General features: G+C 70.9%; 13 protein-coding genes. 8 read left to right on the forward strand and 5 right to left on the reverse strand.

All coding sequences use genetic code 11. The annotated features are described in order from the left end of the window. Positions 1-89 precede the first annotated feature (89 nt). Together ACSNOH_RS00370 and folB are read left to right on the forward strand one after the other, a co-directional pair. Positions 90-1130 carry a hypothetical protein gene (locus tag ACSNOH_RS00370; protein ID WP_436719081.1) on the forward strand — a complete coding sequence of 347 codons (1041 nt, stop codon included), beginning with the start codon at positions 90-92 and terminating at the stop codon, positions 1128-1130. 52 nt (positions 1131-1182) lie between these two features. Continuing rightward, positions 1183-1596 (forward strand): dihydroneopterin aldolase, encoded by a 414-nt coding sequence (folB, locus tag ACSNOH_RS00375; protein ID WP_436719082.1) that lies wholly within the window; start codon positions 1183-1185, stop codon positions 1594-1596. A 112-nt stretch (positions 1597-1708) separates the two neighbouring features. On the opposite strand, the gene ACSNOH_RS00380 is transcribed toward folB, so the two are convergent. Beyond that, positions 1709-4369: a M4 family metallopeptidase gene (locus tag ACSNOH_RS00380; protein WP_436719083.1), complete on the reverse strand. Its 2661-nt coding sequence runs from the start codon at positions 4367-4369 to the stop codon at positions 1709-1711. A gap of 567 nt (positions 4370-4936) precedes the next feature. On the opposite strand from ACSNOH_RS00380, the gene abc-f reads away from it, so the two are divergent. After that, positions 4937-6571, forward strand: coding sequence for a ribosomal protection-like ABC-F family protein (gene abc-f / locus ACSNOH_RS00385; protein ID WP_436719084.1), 1635 nt, complete (start codon positions 4937-4939; stop codon positions 6569-6571). A 94-nt stretch (positions 6572-6665) separates the two neighbouring features. Here the strand turns inward: abc-f and ACSNOH_RS00390 are convergent, their stop codons facing one another. Then, complete coding sequence (locus ACSNOH_RS00390; RefSeq protein ID WP_436719085.1) at positions 6666-8108, reverse strand: aldehyde dehydrogenase; 1443 nt, start codon at positions 8106-8108, stop codon at positions 6666-6668. 206 nt (positions 8109-8314) lie between these two features. Between ACSNOH_RS00390 and ACSNOH_RS00395 the strand changes: the two genes are divergently transcribed. Then, on the forward strand, positions 8315-8827 hold the full coding sequence (locus ACSNOH_RS00395) for a TetR/AcrR family transcriptional regulator (RefSeq protein WP_436719086.1): 513 nt from the start codon (positions 8315-8317) through the stop codon (positions 8825-8827). A 122-nt stretch (positions 8828-8949) separates the two neighbouring features. On the opposite strand, the gene ACSNOH_RS00400 is transcribed toward ACSNOH_RS00395, so the two are convergent. Next, entirely contained in the window at positions 8950-9891 is a 942-nt protein-coding gene (locus ACSNOH_RS00400) for a LysR family transcriptional regulator (protein WP_436719087.1), read from the reverse strand. Between the two features lie 139 nt (positions 9892-10030). Here ACSNOH_RS00400 and ACSNOH_RS00405 point away from each other — a divergent pair, with 139 nt between their 5' ends. Continuing rightward, positions 10031-11275, forward strand: a complete 1245-nt coding sequence (locus ACSNOH_RS00405) for an MFS transporter (protein WP_436719088.1) — start codon at positions 10031-10033, stop codon at positions 11273-11275. A gap of 133 nt (positions 11276-11408) precedes the next feature. On the opposite strand, the gene ACSNOH_RS00410 is transcribed toward ACSNOH_RS00405, so the two are convergent. Next, positions 11409-12071 carry a hypothetical protein gene (locus ACSNOH_RS00410; RefSeq protein WP_436719089.1) on the reverse strand — a complete coding sequence of 221 codons (663 nt, stop codon included), beginning with the start codon at positions 12069-12071 and terminating at the stop codon, positions 11409-11411. A gap of 337 nt (positions 12072-12408) precedes the next feature. Between ACSNOH_RS00410 and ACSNOH_RS00415 the strand changes: the two genes are divergently transcribed. Genes ACSNOH_RS00415 through ACSNOH_RS00425 form a run of 3 tightly spaced genes read left to right on the forward strand, consistent with a single transcriptional unit; the run spans position 12409 to position 13453 of the window. Continuing rightward, positions 12409-12753 carry a hypothetical protein gene (locus tag ACSNOH_RS00415; protein ID WP_436719090.1) on the forward strand — a complete coding sequence of 115 codons (345 nt, stop codon included), beginning with the start codon at positions 12409-12411 and terminating at the stop codon, positions 12751-12753. A gap of 5 nt (positions 12754-12758) precedes the next feature. Next, a complete protein-coding gene (locus ACSNOH_RS00420) occupies positions 12759-13097 on the forward strand; it encodes a hypothetical protein (protein WP_436719091.1) in 339 nt (112 codons plus the stop codon). 23 nt (positions 13098-13120) lie between these two features. Then, entirely contained in the window at positions 13121-13453 is a 333-nt protein-coding gene (locus ACSNOH_RS00425) for a hypothetical protein (protein ID WP_436719092.1), read from the forward strand. Positions 13454-13607: 154 nt separating this feature from the next. Here the strand turns inward: ACSNOH_RS00425 and ACSNOH_RS00430 are convergent, their stop codons facing one another. After that, a complete protein-coding gene (locus ACSNOH_RS00430) occupies positions 13608-14654 on the reverse strand; it encodes an SDR family oxidoreductase (RefSeq protein WP_436719093.1) in 1047 nt (348 codons plus the stop codon). Positions 14655-14884 lie beyond the last annotated feature (230 nt).

Raw genomic sequence — 14884 nt, forward strand, 5'->3', positions numbered from 1 at the left:
CCGCTCCCGAACCCTTACTCTGAACTATCGCAGCCGGACTACCGGTTGGTACGCACAACGAAGCACGTTGTGTACGGGGGAGGCGGACGGTGACCGATCACGGAAGACTGCCCTGGCGGCCCTGGCCGAGCCGCCTTCGACCACCCGGAGACATCACCGTCCTCACCGTCGCCACGCTGGTGGGGCTCGCACTGGTGGTGTGGGGCTGGCTGATGCAGGGCGAGGAGTACACGCCGGGACTGCTGCTGCAGTTCGGCAGCTCGCTCGTCCTCATCGTGCCCCTCCTCGTCCTCGGCCGCGTGCTCGAACGCCGGCTCCGGAGCACGCAGGACGCCCTCTCCAGCGACCTGGCGGACATCCAGGCCCAGATGCGCGCCACCCGGGCCCGGCTCGACACCCTCGGCGAGACCAGCCGGGACGGCCTCCTCGACCGTCACCGGCGGCGCGAACTCCTGCTCCGTGACGCCGAACGGGCGCCCACCGCGGATCGTCTGGCGGCCCTCCTCCGCGAGGCCGCCGGCCTGCAGGCCGTGGACGACGGCGGTGTGCGCACGAGGCTCCCGGGCTCCGACCTGTGGCTGCGCCTGGACCTGCGCCGGAACGCCACCCCCGCCGTACCGCCCCAGGCGCAGCCCGGCCCGAGCGCCGGCGAGGTCCTCTCCCTGATGCTGGAGGACCGGGGCGGTTCCGCGGTCTCCGAGACCGTCTGGGCGCGGGACGAGCAGGCGTCCGCCGCGGCCCGCCGGCTCACCGCCCGGCGAACAGGGACGGTGCCCGGCACGGCCTCCACCGTCACGGCGGCGGCCGCCCTGCGCGACATCGACGGGCTGCTGCGCCTGCTGGTCGCGACGCTCCGCACGGCGATCGCGGCTCGTACGGGACAGGAGCAGCAGGACCTCGGCCGGATCATCGAGCTGCCGAACGAACAGTGGGCCATCAGCGCCGACGGGCTGTGGTGCCGGCAACGCTACTTCCACATACGTACGGAGCAACTCCTCGACGCCCGCCAGGACTGGCGCCGTTACGCCCTGGCCAAGCCGTGGGTCGACCGGGAGCACTTCCTCGACGCCTACCGGACCGCGCATGCGCTGTTCTCCGGAGCCTCCGGATCCGCTTCCGGTGCGCAGTGAACAGCGCTGGGTCGCACAGAAAGGCACCGGCATCATGAAACACGGGGAACACATGGAACAGATCGACCGTACGGGCCGCGCGGGCCGTACGGGCCGTATGGAGGGCATGGACACCGTATTCATCCGCGGCCTGGAGATCCCGACCCTCATCGGCGTCGCCGAGTGGGAACGGCAGGTCGAGCAGATCGTGGTGATCAACGTCGAGCTCGCCACGGACATCACTCCGGCCGCCGCAGCCGACGACCTTCGCGAGGCGCTGGACTACAGCGTCGTCGCGAAACGCCTGAGGGAGTTCGTCGGAGCCGGCACGTTCCAGCTCGTCGAGACCCTGGCCGAGCGGACCGCGCAGATGATCCTCGACGAGTTTCCCGTACGCCGGCTGCGGCTGGAGCTCGTCAAGCCCCGGCCGCTCAGCGGTGGCCACACGGTCGGCATCATCATCGAGCGGGGCGCCGCTACCGGGTAGGCGCCCCTGCCAGGTAGAGATGCCCCTCCCGGGCAGAGACGCCCCTGCCTGTTCAGACGCCGCTGGCCAGCGGGAGTCGCCGGTCAGCGGCGTCCGGTCGTACGACCGGGGTTCAGTTGCAGGTGCCTGCCGGGCGGACGCGGGTGACCAGGTTGTTGTAGCCGGTGGTCGGGTCGACCCAGAGCACCTGCCTGCCGCCCGCCGAGGCGAGGGCGATCTGCTCGCCGCGGTTGCAGGAGACCCGCCCGAAGCGTGTTCCGTCGGGGGAGAGCTGCAACAGTCGGTGGATCTTCTCGTCGGGCATCCACACCGAGACGGTCACCGCTGCGTCGGTGGCGGTCAGGGCCCTTCCTTGCCATGCGTCCTTGCCCGCGGCGGGGCTGATGTCGACGGTGCCGGTGCCGTCGAGGTTCGCGCGGCGCACTGCGGTCACGGAGGCTTCCGGGTCGTGGGAGGCCAGCCAGTAGACGTGGGTGGCCGTGATGGCCGTAGCGCCGGTGCCCCGCGGCGTGCCGAGCTGCTGCATCACCGTCCGCTTGCCGGTCGCGACGTCCAGGACCTCGGTGTCGTAGGCACCGCGGTGGTAGTGGGAGAAGGCGATCCGGCCGTTGCTGAGCGACGGATTGCCCGTCGCGAAGTGGCGTCCGGGGCTCGCGGGTTCGATGGAAACGGGATCCGTTTCGCCCATCCGCAGATAGATGACGCGGCTGCCGCCGCGGTACCGGTGGAGGGTGAAGGTGACGATCTTCCCTTCCACGTGGAGCGAGCTGATGCCGGCCTGGTAGGCGTTGGTCGAGAAGAGCTTCTTGACGGGGCCGCCGGCGAGCGGCCGGGCCAGGACCTCCGGTGACCTGCTGCCCCGGGACGCCTTCCACACCACGGTCTTGCCGTCGGTGGCGGCGCGCGTGTGGTACCGCCCGTCGTTGGGGCTGATGAGCCGGGGCGCGCCGGTGCCGTCCACGCGTCCGGACCAGACGGAGTTCGGTTCGGCGCCGTCGTCACCGGCCTTCGACGTGACCCACCAGCCGCCGCCGGTCCCGACCGCGGCATCGGTGTTGATCCTGCCGAAGAGCAGGTCGGAGTCGACGCCGAGGGCGAGTTCCCAGCCGGGCACGATGCCGTGGGCGTTGAAGGCCCGCTCGACGGCCGTCAGCTCCTTGCCGGAGACCTTCAGGTCCTGGGCAGCGGCGAGTACCGCGGCCCGGCCCTCGGTGAAGCCGTCCATCGGGGTCATGTACTCCGTGAGCGCCTTGTAGACGATCTTGTCGGCGAGGGTGGGGGAGAGGTCCTCGCGGATGTCCCAGAGGGCGCCCGAGAAGATGGTGGAGTTGAGGTGGACTCCGCCGTTGTCGTTGGAGAACGCCACGCCGAGGAAGGACTTGGACGTGGTCCGGCCGTCGTTCATGTCACGGGCGGCGCACGCGCGAGGTCCCTTCGTCCGGCACAGCGTCTCGCCCAGCAGCCCGGAGTCCGGACTGTCCATGGGAAGGCCGTACGCGTCGCTCTGGATGGCGTTGCCGAAGTAGTCGGCGATCGCTTCTCCGAGGGAGCCGGATTGTGCGGCGGGGACGAGGCCCGCACTGTTCTCGACGACGGCGTGCGTCAGCTCGTAGCCGACGACGTCGAGTGCGGAGGAGTACGGGCGGTACTCCTGGTTGCCGCCGCCGTAGGTCACCTTGACGCCGTCCCACACGGAGTAGGCGCTCTCCAGGCCCAGGCCGGCCAGGGAGTTGACGGGCATGCCCCGGCCGTCCAGGCCGTCCCGGCCATGGACCTTCTTGTAGTAGTCGTGGACCATGCCCGCTGCCCAGTGGGCGTCCACCACGCCGAGGCCGGTGGCTTCCGGGCCGAAGGCGGGGGTGGGCGAGCCGAACTCCTTGAGACCGGGAATGGGCCACTTGCCCGCCGTTTCGCCCCAGGTCAGGCCGCGCGCGTCCCAGGTGGAGATCAGGTTCGTGTCGCTGCCGGCCGGGGTCCGGCTGCGGTCGCGCGTCACGTACTCCTTGCGAGCCTCGTCGTGGTCCACCTGAAGCTCGACGGTCTTCCCGTCGAGTCTGACGCCGGAGCCCTTCGTCCCGCCGTCGTTCTTTGTGAAGGGCGTGAAGGACGTAGAGGATGTGCGTGAACGGGCTGAACGCCCGGCCTCCGGCGTCTGCGGGGGAGAGGTGAACGACTTGAGGCCGCTGTACTGGAGGACCGGATGGCCGGATTTCGCCTCGATGTACACCTCGACCAGGACGGGCAGCCCGGTGGCCGGGTCGGTGCCCCGTACGGTGACGTGCTGGGTGAGCACCCCGGCACCGCGGGGAAGGACGACGAGACCGCGGGCGGTGCCGGTCAGCGGCTCATCGGCGCCCTCCGGACCGTCGCCGGACCGCCGCGGGCCGAACTGCTCCTCGACCGCGCCCACCGCCAGGCCGACCGCCGCCTGCGCGTCCACCTCCGGCTCGGTGGCGACCTTCAGGCCGGTGAAGTACTTTCCCGACGTGCCGGTGACGACTCTCTCGCCGTCCTTGTTCTCCATCCGGACGATGTACTCCCCGCCCAGGACGGAGACGCCTCGGTGCTGCTGCCTCAGCCGTACGGTTTCGCCGCGGCCGGTGGTGGTGGTCCGTACGGGCTTCAGGTCGCGATCGGGGCGGGCGATCCGGTAACGGTTCTCCTTGGCGGCGAGGTGCCCGATCGCTGCGTCGGCGGCGCTTCCCCCGGCCGCCACCGGCTCCCGGATGCCGCTCACCAGCCCGGGCGTCGCCGTGCGCTGTCCCGGGATCACTTCTCCGGGGCTCGTGTGCGGCCCCGGCGCGGCCCCCGCCGTCCCCGGAACCGCGGAAACGACGAGTGCGGCAACGCCGATCAGCGCTGCCGCACCCGGTAATCCGATGCGTGCCTGTCTGCATTTTCTCGGACGCACGATTCCCCCTCTTCTTCCCTTCCGCTTCCCTTCCGCGGAATTGTCAGGCAAGCCATGCAAGCGGGGGCCGCGTGCGCTCGGCAATGCGGGAGACGAAAGTTCGTGGGTGAGTTTCGGACGCGGTACGTCCTGCCTGTGCAGGGAACGACAGCCGGCCGCCACCCGGCCCGGTGGCGAGGGATCCGCGGGACGAAAACGCCTTCACGGCCCCTCACCCCTGTTGCTACACTGCACGGAACTGATCATGAAGTGAGGAGACCGGACATGGTGGTGGACGACGACATCTCCGGGTGATACCCGGACCCGACAGGCCACCGGCCGGTGCGCAGAGGCGCCGCCGCAGTGGCTTCGTTGTCGTCTCTTCTTCCCCCTTGTCTGCTGTCGAGGCAGTGCTGTCATCCCTGCCTCCTTCCTCACGAGGTCACCTCCATGTCCGACGCTTCCGTCATCTGCTCCAACCTGTCCTTCTCCTGGCCCGACGACACCCCCGTCTTCCAGGACCTGTCCTTCGCTCTCGGCTCCGGCCGCACCGGCCTCGTAGCACCCAACGGCACCGGCAAGAGCACCCTGCTCAAGCTCATCGCCGGTGACCTGCAGCCCCGTGCCGGTTCCGTCTCCGTCGCCGGCACGCTCGGCTACCTGCCGCAGAGCCTTCCCCTGGCCGGTGATCTCACCGTCGCCGACGTCCTGGGCGTCGCCCCGGTCATCCGGGCCATCGACGCCGTCGAGTCGGGAGACGTGGACGAGCAGCACTTCGCCACCATCGGTGACGACTGGGACATCGAAGAGCGCACCCGGTCCCAGCTCGACCGCCTGGGCCTGGCCGGCGTCACGCTGGAGCGCGCGCTGAGCACCCTCAGCGGCGGCCAGGTCATCACCCTCGGTCTCGCCGCCCAACTGCTCAAGCAGCCCGACGTGCTGCTGCTCGACGAGCCCACCAACAACCTTGATCTCGCCGCCCGGCACAAGCTCTACGACGTGCTGGCGGACTTCAACGGCTGCCTGCTCCTCGTCAGCCACGACCGCGCCCTGCTCGACCGCATGGACCGCATCGCCGAACTCGAACGCGGCGAACTCCGCTTCTACGGCGGCAACTTCACCGCGTACGAAGAAGCCGTCCGCGCCGAGCAGGAGGTCGCCGAGAAGAACATCCGCAGCGCCGAGCAGGAGCTGAAGCGCGAGAAGCGCGAAATGCAGCTGGCCCGCGAGCGCGCCGAACGCCGCCAGAGCAACGCCGCCCGCAACCTGAAGAACGCCGGCCTGCCCCGTATCTTCGCCGGCAACATGAAGCGCGGCGCGCAGGAAGCCGCCGGACGGGCCGGCCAGATGCACGCCGGCCGGGTCAGCGAGGCGAAGGCCAGACTGGACGAGGCCGGGCGCGCACTGCGCGAGGAACAGCGCATCACCGTCGACCTGCCCGCCACCAACGTGCCCGCGGGACGGAACCTCTTCCTCGGCGAACGGCTCCGCGTCCGGCTCGGCGACACGGACGTCTTCGCCGGAGACGGCGCCGACCTGACGATCCGAGGCCCGGAACGCATCGCCCTGACCGGCCCCAACGGCGCCGGGAAGAGCACCTTGCTGCGCCTGCTCAACGGCGACCTGACTCCGGAGAGCGGCGAGATCAAGCGGGCCGGCGGGCGCATCGCCTACCTCTCCCAGCGCCTCGACCTGCTGGACCTGGACCGTACGGTGGCCGAGAACTTCGCCGCGTACGCCCCGGAGCGTCCGGAGGCCGAGCGGATGAACCTGCTCGCCCGCTTCCTCTTCCGGGGCGCCCGCGCCCACCTGCCCGCCGGTGTCCTCTCCGGCGGCGAGCGGCTGCGCGCCACCCTGGCGTGCGTCCTGTGCGCGGATCCGGCCCCGCACCTGCTCCTGCTGGACGAGCCGACGAACAACCTCGACCTGGTCAGCACGGGTCAGCTGGAAGGCGCCCTGAACTCCTACCAGGGAGCCTTCGTGGTGGTCAGCCACGACGAACGGTTCCTGCACAACATCGGCGTGAACCGGTGGCTGCAGCTGACCGGCGGCGAACTGAGGGAGACGGCAGCCCCCGAGAGGTGAGCCGCCGGGCCGGCCCGGCCTGACGGCTCGCGCTGGGCGGTCACCGTTCGACGGCTGGGCACCGGCGTGCCCGGGAGGTCGACGTGCAGGGACGTCAGGCGGTGATGGTCTTGTACTCGATGTAGGTGTTGAGCCCGGCGAAGCCGTACTCGCGGCCCAGGCCGCTCGCCTTGAAGCCGCCGAACGGGCCGTCGAAGCCGATGGGGGCGCCGTTGATCGTGACGGTGCCCGTCCGTATGCGGCGGGCGACCTCAAGGGCGTGTGCCTCGTCCGCGCTCCACACGCCGCCGGACAGGCCGTACGCGGAGTCGTTGGCGATGCGCACGGCGTCGTCCTCGTCCTCGTAGGGGATGACGACCAGCACCGGGCCGAAGATCTCCTCCTGGGCGATCCGCATCGAGTTGTCGACGTCCGCGAAGACGGTCGGGGTGACGTAGTAGCCCGTCTCCAGGCCGGTCGGCACCCCGGGACCGCCGGTGACCAGGCGCGCGCCTTCCTTGATACCGGTCTCGACGTAGTCCCGCACCCGCTGCTGCTGGTCGCGGCGGATCATCGGACCGATGAACGTGTCCGGGTTCCGGGGGTCGCCGACCTTCAGCGATTCGACGACTTCCTTCACGGCGGTGACGACCTCCTCGTAGCGGTTGCGCGGGGCGAGGATGCGGGTGTGCGCGATGCACGCCTCGCCGTTGTTGAGCAGGGAGGAGAACTTCAGGCCCGCCTTGAACTTCGCGAGGTCCGCGTCGGGCAGGAAGACGGCGGCGGACTTGCCGCCCAGCTCCAGGCTGACCCGCTTGAGCTGCTCGCCCGCGATCGAAGCGATCCGGCGGCCGGCGCGGGTCGAGCCGGTGAACGCGACCTTGTCGACGTCGCGGTGGGACACCAGGTGCTCGCTGGTCTCGCGGTCGGCCGGCAGCACGCTGATCGTGCCCTCGGGAAGCCCGCAGCCGGAGAGCAACTCGGCCAGCAGCGCCATGCTCAGCGAGTTCTCCGGCGAGACTTTGAGGATGACCGTGTTTCCGGCCAGCAGCGCTGGAACGATCTTCGCCATGGCGGCCGAGAACGGTGAGTTCCACGGGATGACGGCGGCGACGACGCCGATGGCCTCCCGGCGGACGATGCTGCGGACGGTGGCCGCGGGGTCGGTGGGGGACAGCACCTCCTCCCATGCCAGGTCTTCGGCCGCCTTCAGGTAGGCGTCGGCTTGACGGGACAGGCCCGGCTGCCCGGCGCGGGTGAACCAGCCCGCGGAGCCGTTCTCGGCGCTGATCAGGGCTGCGATCTCCTCCGCCCGGGCCTCGCGCAGGGCGTTGAGTCGGCGCAGCACCGCGACCCGCTCGGCCGGCGGGGTGTTCGGCCAGGTGCCTTCGTCGAAGGCGGCGCGGGCGGCGGCCACTGCGCGGTCGACGTCGGCCGGCCGGGCCTGGACGGCGCGGCCGATGACCGACTCGTCGTGCGGGGAGAGGATGACGAGCGGCTCGGGGTCGCTCGGCTCCGTCCAGGTGCCACCGATGAAGAGCTTGTTGTACGTGATCACGTGCTGTCTCTCCTGCCCGTAGCTGAGGCTTCTCCGTAGCCGTAGCCGTAGCCGTAGCTGGTAACCGCCTCATTAAACTGTCACGCTAATGTAGCGCTTCTTGCTGTAGTGGCCACATAAGGGTTGCGGTAGGTGGGGTTTTCCGCTGCAGATCCGGTTATCCTGTGGGGGTGAGAGCCGACGCAGCGCGCAACTTGGAAGCGGTCATGAGGACCGGTGCACGTCTCCTGGCCGCCGATCCGGCCGCGAGCATCGCCGCCATCGCGGCGGAGGCCGGCGTGGACCGGCGCACCGTCTACCGGAACTTCGCCTCGCGCGAAGAGTTGCTGGCTGCCATCTACGAGGCGCGCCTGTCGGCCATCGAGCAGGCCACCGAGGACGCCCGGCTGCGCGAGGCCCCGGTCGCCGTGGCCCTGCACCGCTATGTCGAGGGCATCATCGGCGTCAACCGCACGTGGCCGGTGGAACTGAGCCGGATGCTGGCCGACGAGCCCGTCCGTAAGCGGCGCGAGCGCTCGGTCCGCGAGCTCGACGACTTCCTGCGCCGCGCCACGGACGAGGGACTGCTCCGCTCGGGGCTGCCGGACGGGTGGGTGAGCGCGGTCCTGCCGCAGCTTATGAAGATCGCCTCGCACCAGCTGACCGAGCTCAGCCCCGCCCGGGCCGCCGACACAGTGGTCGACACGCTCCTGAACGGGCTCGGCGCGGGCGCCGGCTGACACGGCGCCGGCTGACACGGCGTCGTTCAGCGCGGAATCGCCTTCAGGACGGAATCGCCTTCAGGACGGAATCGCTTTCAGCGCGGAATCGGCTTCAGCGTGGGATCGGTTTCAGTGCCGAATCAGCTTGAGCGTGGGATCACCCAGTCCGGCGCCCAGGTCCCCGCGGTGTCGTGGTCGGTCGCTGTGGCGGCGAGGTGGGCGCGGAGGGTGGCCAGCGCCGGGTGGGGATTGTCGCGGTGCCAGAGGAGCGAGTGCGGGTAGACGGGCGTCGGGTCGGTGACCGGGATGCGGCGCAGGCCGTGGCCGGCGGGCCAGACGAGCCGTGTCTGCTCGCTCATGAAGGTGGCCAGGGCCGGAGTGTCGGCGATGGTGTCGAGGAGCGCGTCGGAGCCGAAGTTGGGGCCCGTCGCCTCGATGGTGAGTCCGAATGCGGCGACGAGATCGTCGTAGTAGGCGCCCCACTCGCTGCCGGGAACGATGCCGGGCATCCAGATCCGGTGCCCGGCCAGCTCGGCGACGGTCACCGACTTGGCGCCGGCCAGCGCGTGCGCGGGGCCGGTGAGCAGCTGGAGCGGCTCGTCGAGGACCCGGACGGACTCGATGTCCTCGGGCAGGGGCAGGCCCGGCGCGGTGACGGCGCGGAAGGACGCGTCGATCGCACCGGAGCGGATGGCGGTGACGGCCGCCTCGATTTCGAGCAGCATCACCACGTCGAGGTCGATCTCGGGGTGGGCACGGTGGAAGCCGCGCATCAGGCCCGACGCCGCGCCGCGCGAGGCGATGATGTCGACGCGCAGTGGACGGCGGCCGGGGCGCACGGAGGTGACAGCGCGCTCGGCGACGCGCAGCAGCTCGCGTGCGTGGGGCAGGAACGCCTGCCCGTCGATGGTGAGGTCGGCGCCGCGCGGCGTGCGGGTGAACAGCCGCACGCCGAGGTCGCGCTCCAGTGCGGCGACGCGCTTGGAGACGGCCTGCTGGGTGACCGACAGGTCGACGGCGGCCTTCTGGAACTGGCCGGCTTCCGCGATGGCGGCGAAGGTGCGCACTGCTTCGAGATCCACGCCGACCGAGCCTAGTGAACAACCTGTGGTTGTGCATGGCAGGCAGGACGGTTGTTTGACCTGCTGCTGCGCTGCCCGATTAGCTCTCGCTGGTCAACGTTGGTTTGTTCGGCCGGGGCGTCGAGGGAGTGCGCTGAGCATGGTGGGCAGGAGGCGGCTGGGCCGGCCGTTCGGCTGGCTGTGGGCGGCGTACGCGGTGAGCGCGTACGGGTCCGGGCTGGGGTTCGGGGCCTTGCCGCTGATCGCCGTACTCGTGCTGCACGCGGGCCCCGCGGAGGTCTCCGCTCTGTCCGCGGTGGGACCTGCGGTGGGCGCGCTGATCGCGGTGCCGCTCGCACCGTGGGTGGAGTTCCGGCGCAAGCGCCCGGTCATGATCGCCATGGATCTGATCCGGTTCGTGGCCATGGCGACGATCCCGGTCGCGTACGCCTTCGGCCGGCTCGGCTTCGTCCAGCTGCTCGTGGTCTCGATCGTGATCGCCGCGGCCAAGATCGCGTTCGGTGCGGCGAGCGGCGCCTGTCTCAAGGCCCTCGTCCGGCCGGACGACCTGCTCGTGGCCAACGCTCGGTTCGAGTCCACGAGCTGGAGCTCCATCGCGGTCGGACCACCACTGGGAGGGGCGGCGATCGGCCTGTCCGGGCCGGTCACCACCGTGGTGGCCGACGCGCTCAGCTACCTCCTCTCCGCGCTGGCCATCACCGCGATCCGCGGCCGGGAGGAAGCACCGCGCCCGGCCGGCGGCAACCGGATGCGGGCGGGCGCGGTGCTCGACGGCTGGCGGCACATCATGGGCGATCCCGCTCTGCGGGCGCTCTACCTCAACAACATGCTCGTCTCCGGCCTGATCATGGCCACGGAGCCGGTGCTCGCCGTACTTATGCTCCGCCGGCTCTACTTCGCGCCGTGGCAGTACGGCCTCGCCTTCGCCGCCCCCTGCCTCGGCGGGCTGATCGGCTCCCGGCTGGCCCGGCGGGTCGTGGCCCGCTACGGCCGGTACCGGGTCTTCCGGACCGCCGGCACCCTGCGCGCCGTCTGGCTGATCGGCCTGGCATTCGTCCGCCCCGGTGTCGCCGGACTCGTCACCGTGATCGCCGTCGAGCTGGCGATCGTCATCAACATGAGCCTGTACACCCCGGTGCTCGCCACCTACCGGCTCGAACGCACCCCGAGGCATCTCGTCGCCCGCACCTTGTCGGCCTGGTCGATCGGCCAGCAGGCGTCCATCGCCGCCCTCACCGCACTCGGCGGGCTGCTCGCCGACCTCACCGGCCCCCGCACCGTTCTCACGACCGCGGGACTGCTCATCCTGGCCACCCCGCTCCTGCTGCCCGGGCGGGACCGGACGTCGCAGCACAAGCCGGAACCGTCCCGTAGCCACGGATGACGCCATGCCGTACGTTGCTCCGCCGGCCACAAGGCGGCCGCCTCGCGCGGGCAACGAGGCGGCCTTCGCCTTGCGGCAGCCGTACCGGTGGCGTCGCCTCCGAGCCGGTTGCGTCGAAGGGTGGCCAGCGTGGTCACTTCTTCTGCGGGGGCGCCGGCAGCTCGGCGTGCTTGACGGTGTAGCCGCCCTTGACGACGGGCGCGTACGGGGCCGGGGCCATGCAGGTGCCGACGGGGGAGTCCTCGCCCTTGTCGGTGAGGTTCACGCCGTCCCAGGAGAACCCGACGCGGTCGGGCTCCCCCTTCCCGCCGTCGTAGACGCTCAGGCCGACGCGCTTGCCGACCATGTCCGCCGGCATGCCCGGGCTCACCTTGGTGACGATCGCCGTCACGGTTGCGGTGTGCGGGCCGGTGACGAGGCAGTCCACTCTGCCTTCGGAGGTGTACGTGGTCTTCCGGTCGGCCGAGTAGTGCGAGATCTTGATCGTGCCCTTGGCGTCGGCGGGCAGGCCGGTGGGCGCGCCCGGCAGGGGGCGGGTGTACGGGGCGCCGTGCACGTCGAAGCTGAACGAGCGGACGTCCTTGTCCTTGTAGAAGGGGAGCTCGAAGGCCGCGCTCCCGGTCACGCTTGCGGTGGAGGCCGAGGCCGTGGTCGGGGCCGAGGCCGCGCTGGTCACGGCGGGCTTGCGCTCCTCGTGGCGCTCGGCGTAGGCGGAGGCGGTGGCGGCACCGGTCAGGGTGACGGCCACGGCGAGCGCGGCGAGCACGGCGGCGGTCTTGCGACGGGAGGAAATCACTGTTGCTCCTGGGGAGTTGGCGTTGTTGGTTGTTCGTTGTCCGTGGGTCCGTGATCCGACGTGATCATCCTGGCCGCCGCGCCGCTCCTTGATCATCGCCCGCGAGGACCGACCGCCTCCGCCGCACGGGCGAGCCGTCCTCGGCCCGGAGGACGACCGGCCCGTCATGCGCGGTCCCGAGCCGTCACGCCGGCCATCCGAAATCCCGGAAGACGCACCGGCTGTATGAGCCGAACGGGTGATGACAGCGACCGACTCTTCAAGAAATCTTGAAATCGGCGGACTCTCGACTCAAGGCCTTCGCACCGGCGAAGGACCGGAAAGGGGGAACGCACCCATGGAAACCCTGAGGCGCGCATTGCGGCGCACCGCGAGACCGGTCGCGGTCTTCGGCGCCGCGCTCGCCCTCATCACGGGGCTCTCCGCCGAGGCCCGGGCGGCCAATGGCACGCTGAGCTACCGGGATTCGAGCGGAATCGACCACGCGAAGGACAACCCGACCAACGGTGTCTGCTACAGCTTCACCGCCGAAGCGGTCAGCGTCGCGAACTTCACGGACACGGACGGCAGGCTCTTCACCGGAAGCCTGTGCGAGGAGAGCACCTTCCTCATCAACATCCACGCGGGCTCGTCCCTGGTATTCGGCGGGGCAAAGCCGCGCAGCGCCAAGTTGGGGGGCTGACCGGCATGCGCGGCACACGGGCAGGACTCGCGGGGCGGGCGAGACGGACGGTGCTGGTCCCGGCCACGGCACTCGCTCTCCTCGGCGGGTTCCCGGGCGGATCCTCGGCGGCCATCGGCGTCCTGACGTACACGGACTCACAGGGAGTGGAGCACCGGCGGGAAAACCCACCCGACGGTGAGTGCATCTTCTTCGACTCCCCGGCGGTGAAGGTCAGCAACGGCACCGGGACGGACGCCGCGCTGTACCGGGACCGGGGCTGCACGGACTTCCTCGTGTTCGTGTTCAAGGGAACAAGGCTCGAATTCGGCGGCGACCGGCCGCAGAGCATCAAGTTCGGCTGAAGGCAAAGGACGGTGCGAACACCATGAACCCAGTACTCTCGCGAACCGGCCGGGCAGCCCTGGCCCTCGGCACGGCCCTCGTCCTGGCCACGGGCCTTTCCACCAGCGCCCAGGCCGCCTCCGGCTCGTTCACTTACCGGAACACGAGCGGACTGGTGGGCAACTTCGTCGACCCGCCCAACAACACCTGCTTCTTCTTCGAATTCGCGGCCTCCAGGGTCGAGAACAACACCAACACCCGGGCGAAGGTCTACAACAGCACGGTCTGCGGCAGCGGCGTCGTCCGGGACGTGCCGGCCCACGGCACCCTGGACGTCGGCAGCGATTCGCTCAACAGCGTGCAGTTCGTGCCCTGACCGCCCCACCGGTCGGCGGGCCGCCTTCCCGGGCACGGGATGCGGCCCGCCGTACGGCTCCGAGTGCCGGCCGCTGTCCGGCCCGGGGTGGAGGCTGCTGGTGGCGGACCGGGGTCGGGGCCGGGGCTGCCGCTGGTCGGAAGCGCGTGCACGGTCAGGGCTTCTCCTGGCTGCTGGCCGCAACGAGGGTCCAGGGGCTGGGCGCGGCCAGGGCCTGCCGGGGGTTGCTGCGGGCCCAGTGACGTACGGACGCGGCCAGCACCTCGCCCGGGTCGCGTACGGGGCGGGTGGGCTCGAAGGGCTCGGCCATGCTGGTGCAGCTCTGGAACATGGCGAGCAGGCTGACGGCCTGCTGCTGCACCGGCGAGAGCTCCTGCCGGGCAAGGGGGAGGAAGAAGGAGTTCCATCTGTCGGTGGAGACCACCGGCGGCGTGGCGATGGGGCCGGCGCCGTGAGCGGCCCGGAAGGTGTTGATCGTGTCGCAGGTGATGTCGATGAGGGTGCTCAGGCGCAGGCCGGCCCCGCCCGCGGCGACGGTCTCGGTGCGCAGTACGGCCGGGGCGGGGCCCAGGGCGGCCGCCGCGACGGCGTCGGCGACCTCGTCGAGCGGGCTGATCTCGGCGTAGCCGTCCGGGTCGCCCACCACGACGGCGGCGAGACCGGAGACCAGGGCCGGGAAGAGGGTGTAGAGGCCCGAGAAGCGGGAGATGCGGCCGTCGGCGCGGCAACCCACGACCAGGGGCGGGCGGATCACGGTGGCAGGGCCGAGGTGCTCGGTGGTGACGATCTCCTCGCAGACGGCCTTGGACCACTCGTAGCCGTTGCCGTAGCCCTCGAACTCGGCGTCGCTCAGGTCCTCGGGGCTGCGCACGCCACCGACGGAGGCGGTGGAGACGTGGACGACGTGGGTCTCGGGGCCGGCCAGGGCCAGGACGGCGCGCAGGGGGCGGACGTTGGCGTGCATGGCCTCGGCACGGGTCATGGTCCAGCGGTTCGAGGCGGCGGTGTGCACGATGACGTCCCAGCGGTCGGCCAGCTCCGCCGGCGGCGGTTCGGCGCCGATGTCCCAGCGGATCAGTGGCACGTGGGCGTTGCGGCGTGCGGCGCGGACGAGCTCGGTGCCGGGCGGGGCGGTGGCGATCAGGCGGTCGGTGACGGCCGTGCCGACGAGGCCGGTCGCCCCGGTGAGGAGGATGCGCATGGCGGATTCTTCCGGTATTTCCTGTATTTGCTGCTGGGGGCGGGGTTCCTGGGACGGTGTTGCGGCGCGAACAGGCCTGCGCGAACAGGGGAGCGGCTACGGGCGCGGCTCAGTGCCCGGGGGACAGCACGCGGCAGGCGTCCTGCCCGCCGAACCCGCACCCGACCCGTAGCACTCGGCCGTCCAGGGCCGCGCAGAGCGCCTCGGCCATCCAGCCCCGGCACGGCGGG

This window comes from Streptomyces sp. URMC 127, from assembly GCF_051386535.1.
Lineage (GTDB): Bacteria > Actinomycetota > Actinomycetes > Streptomycetales > Streptomycetaceae > Streptomyces.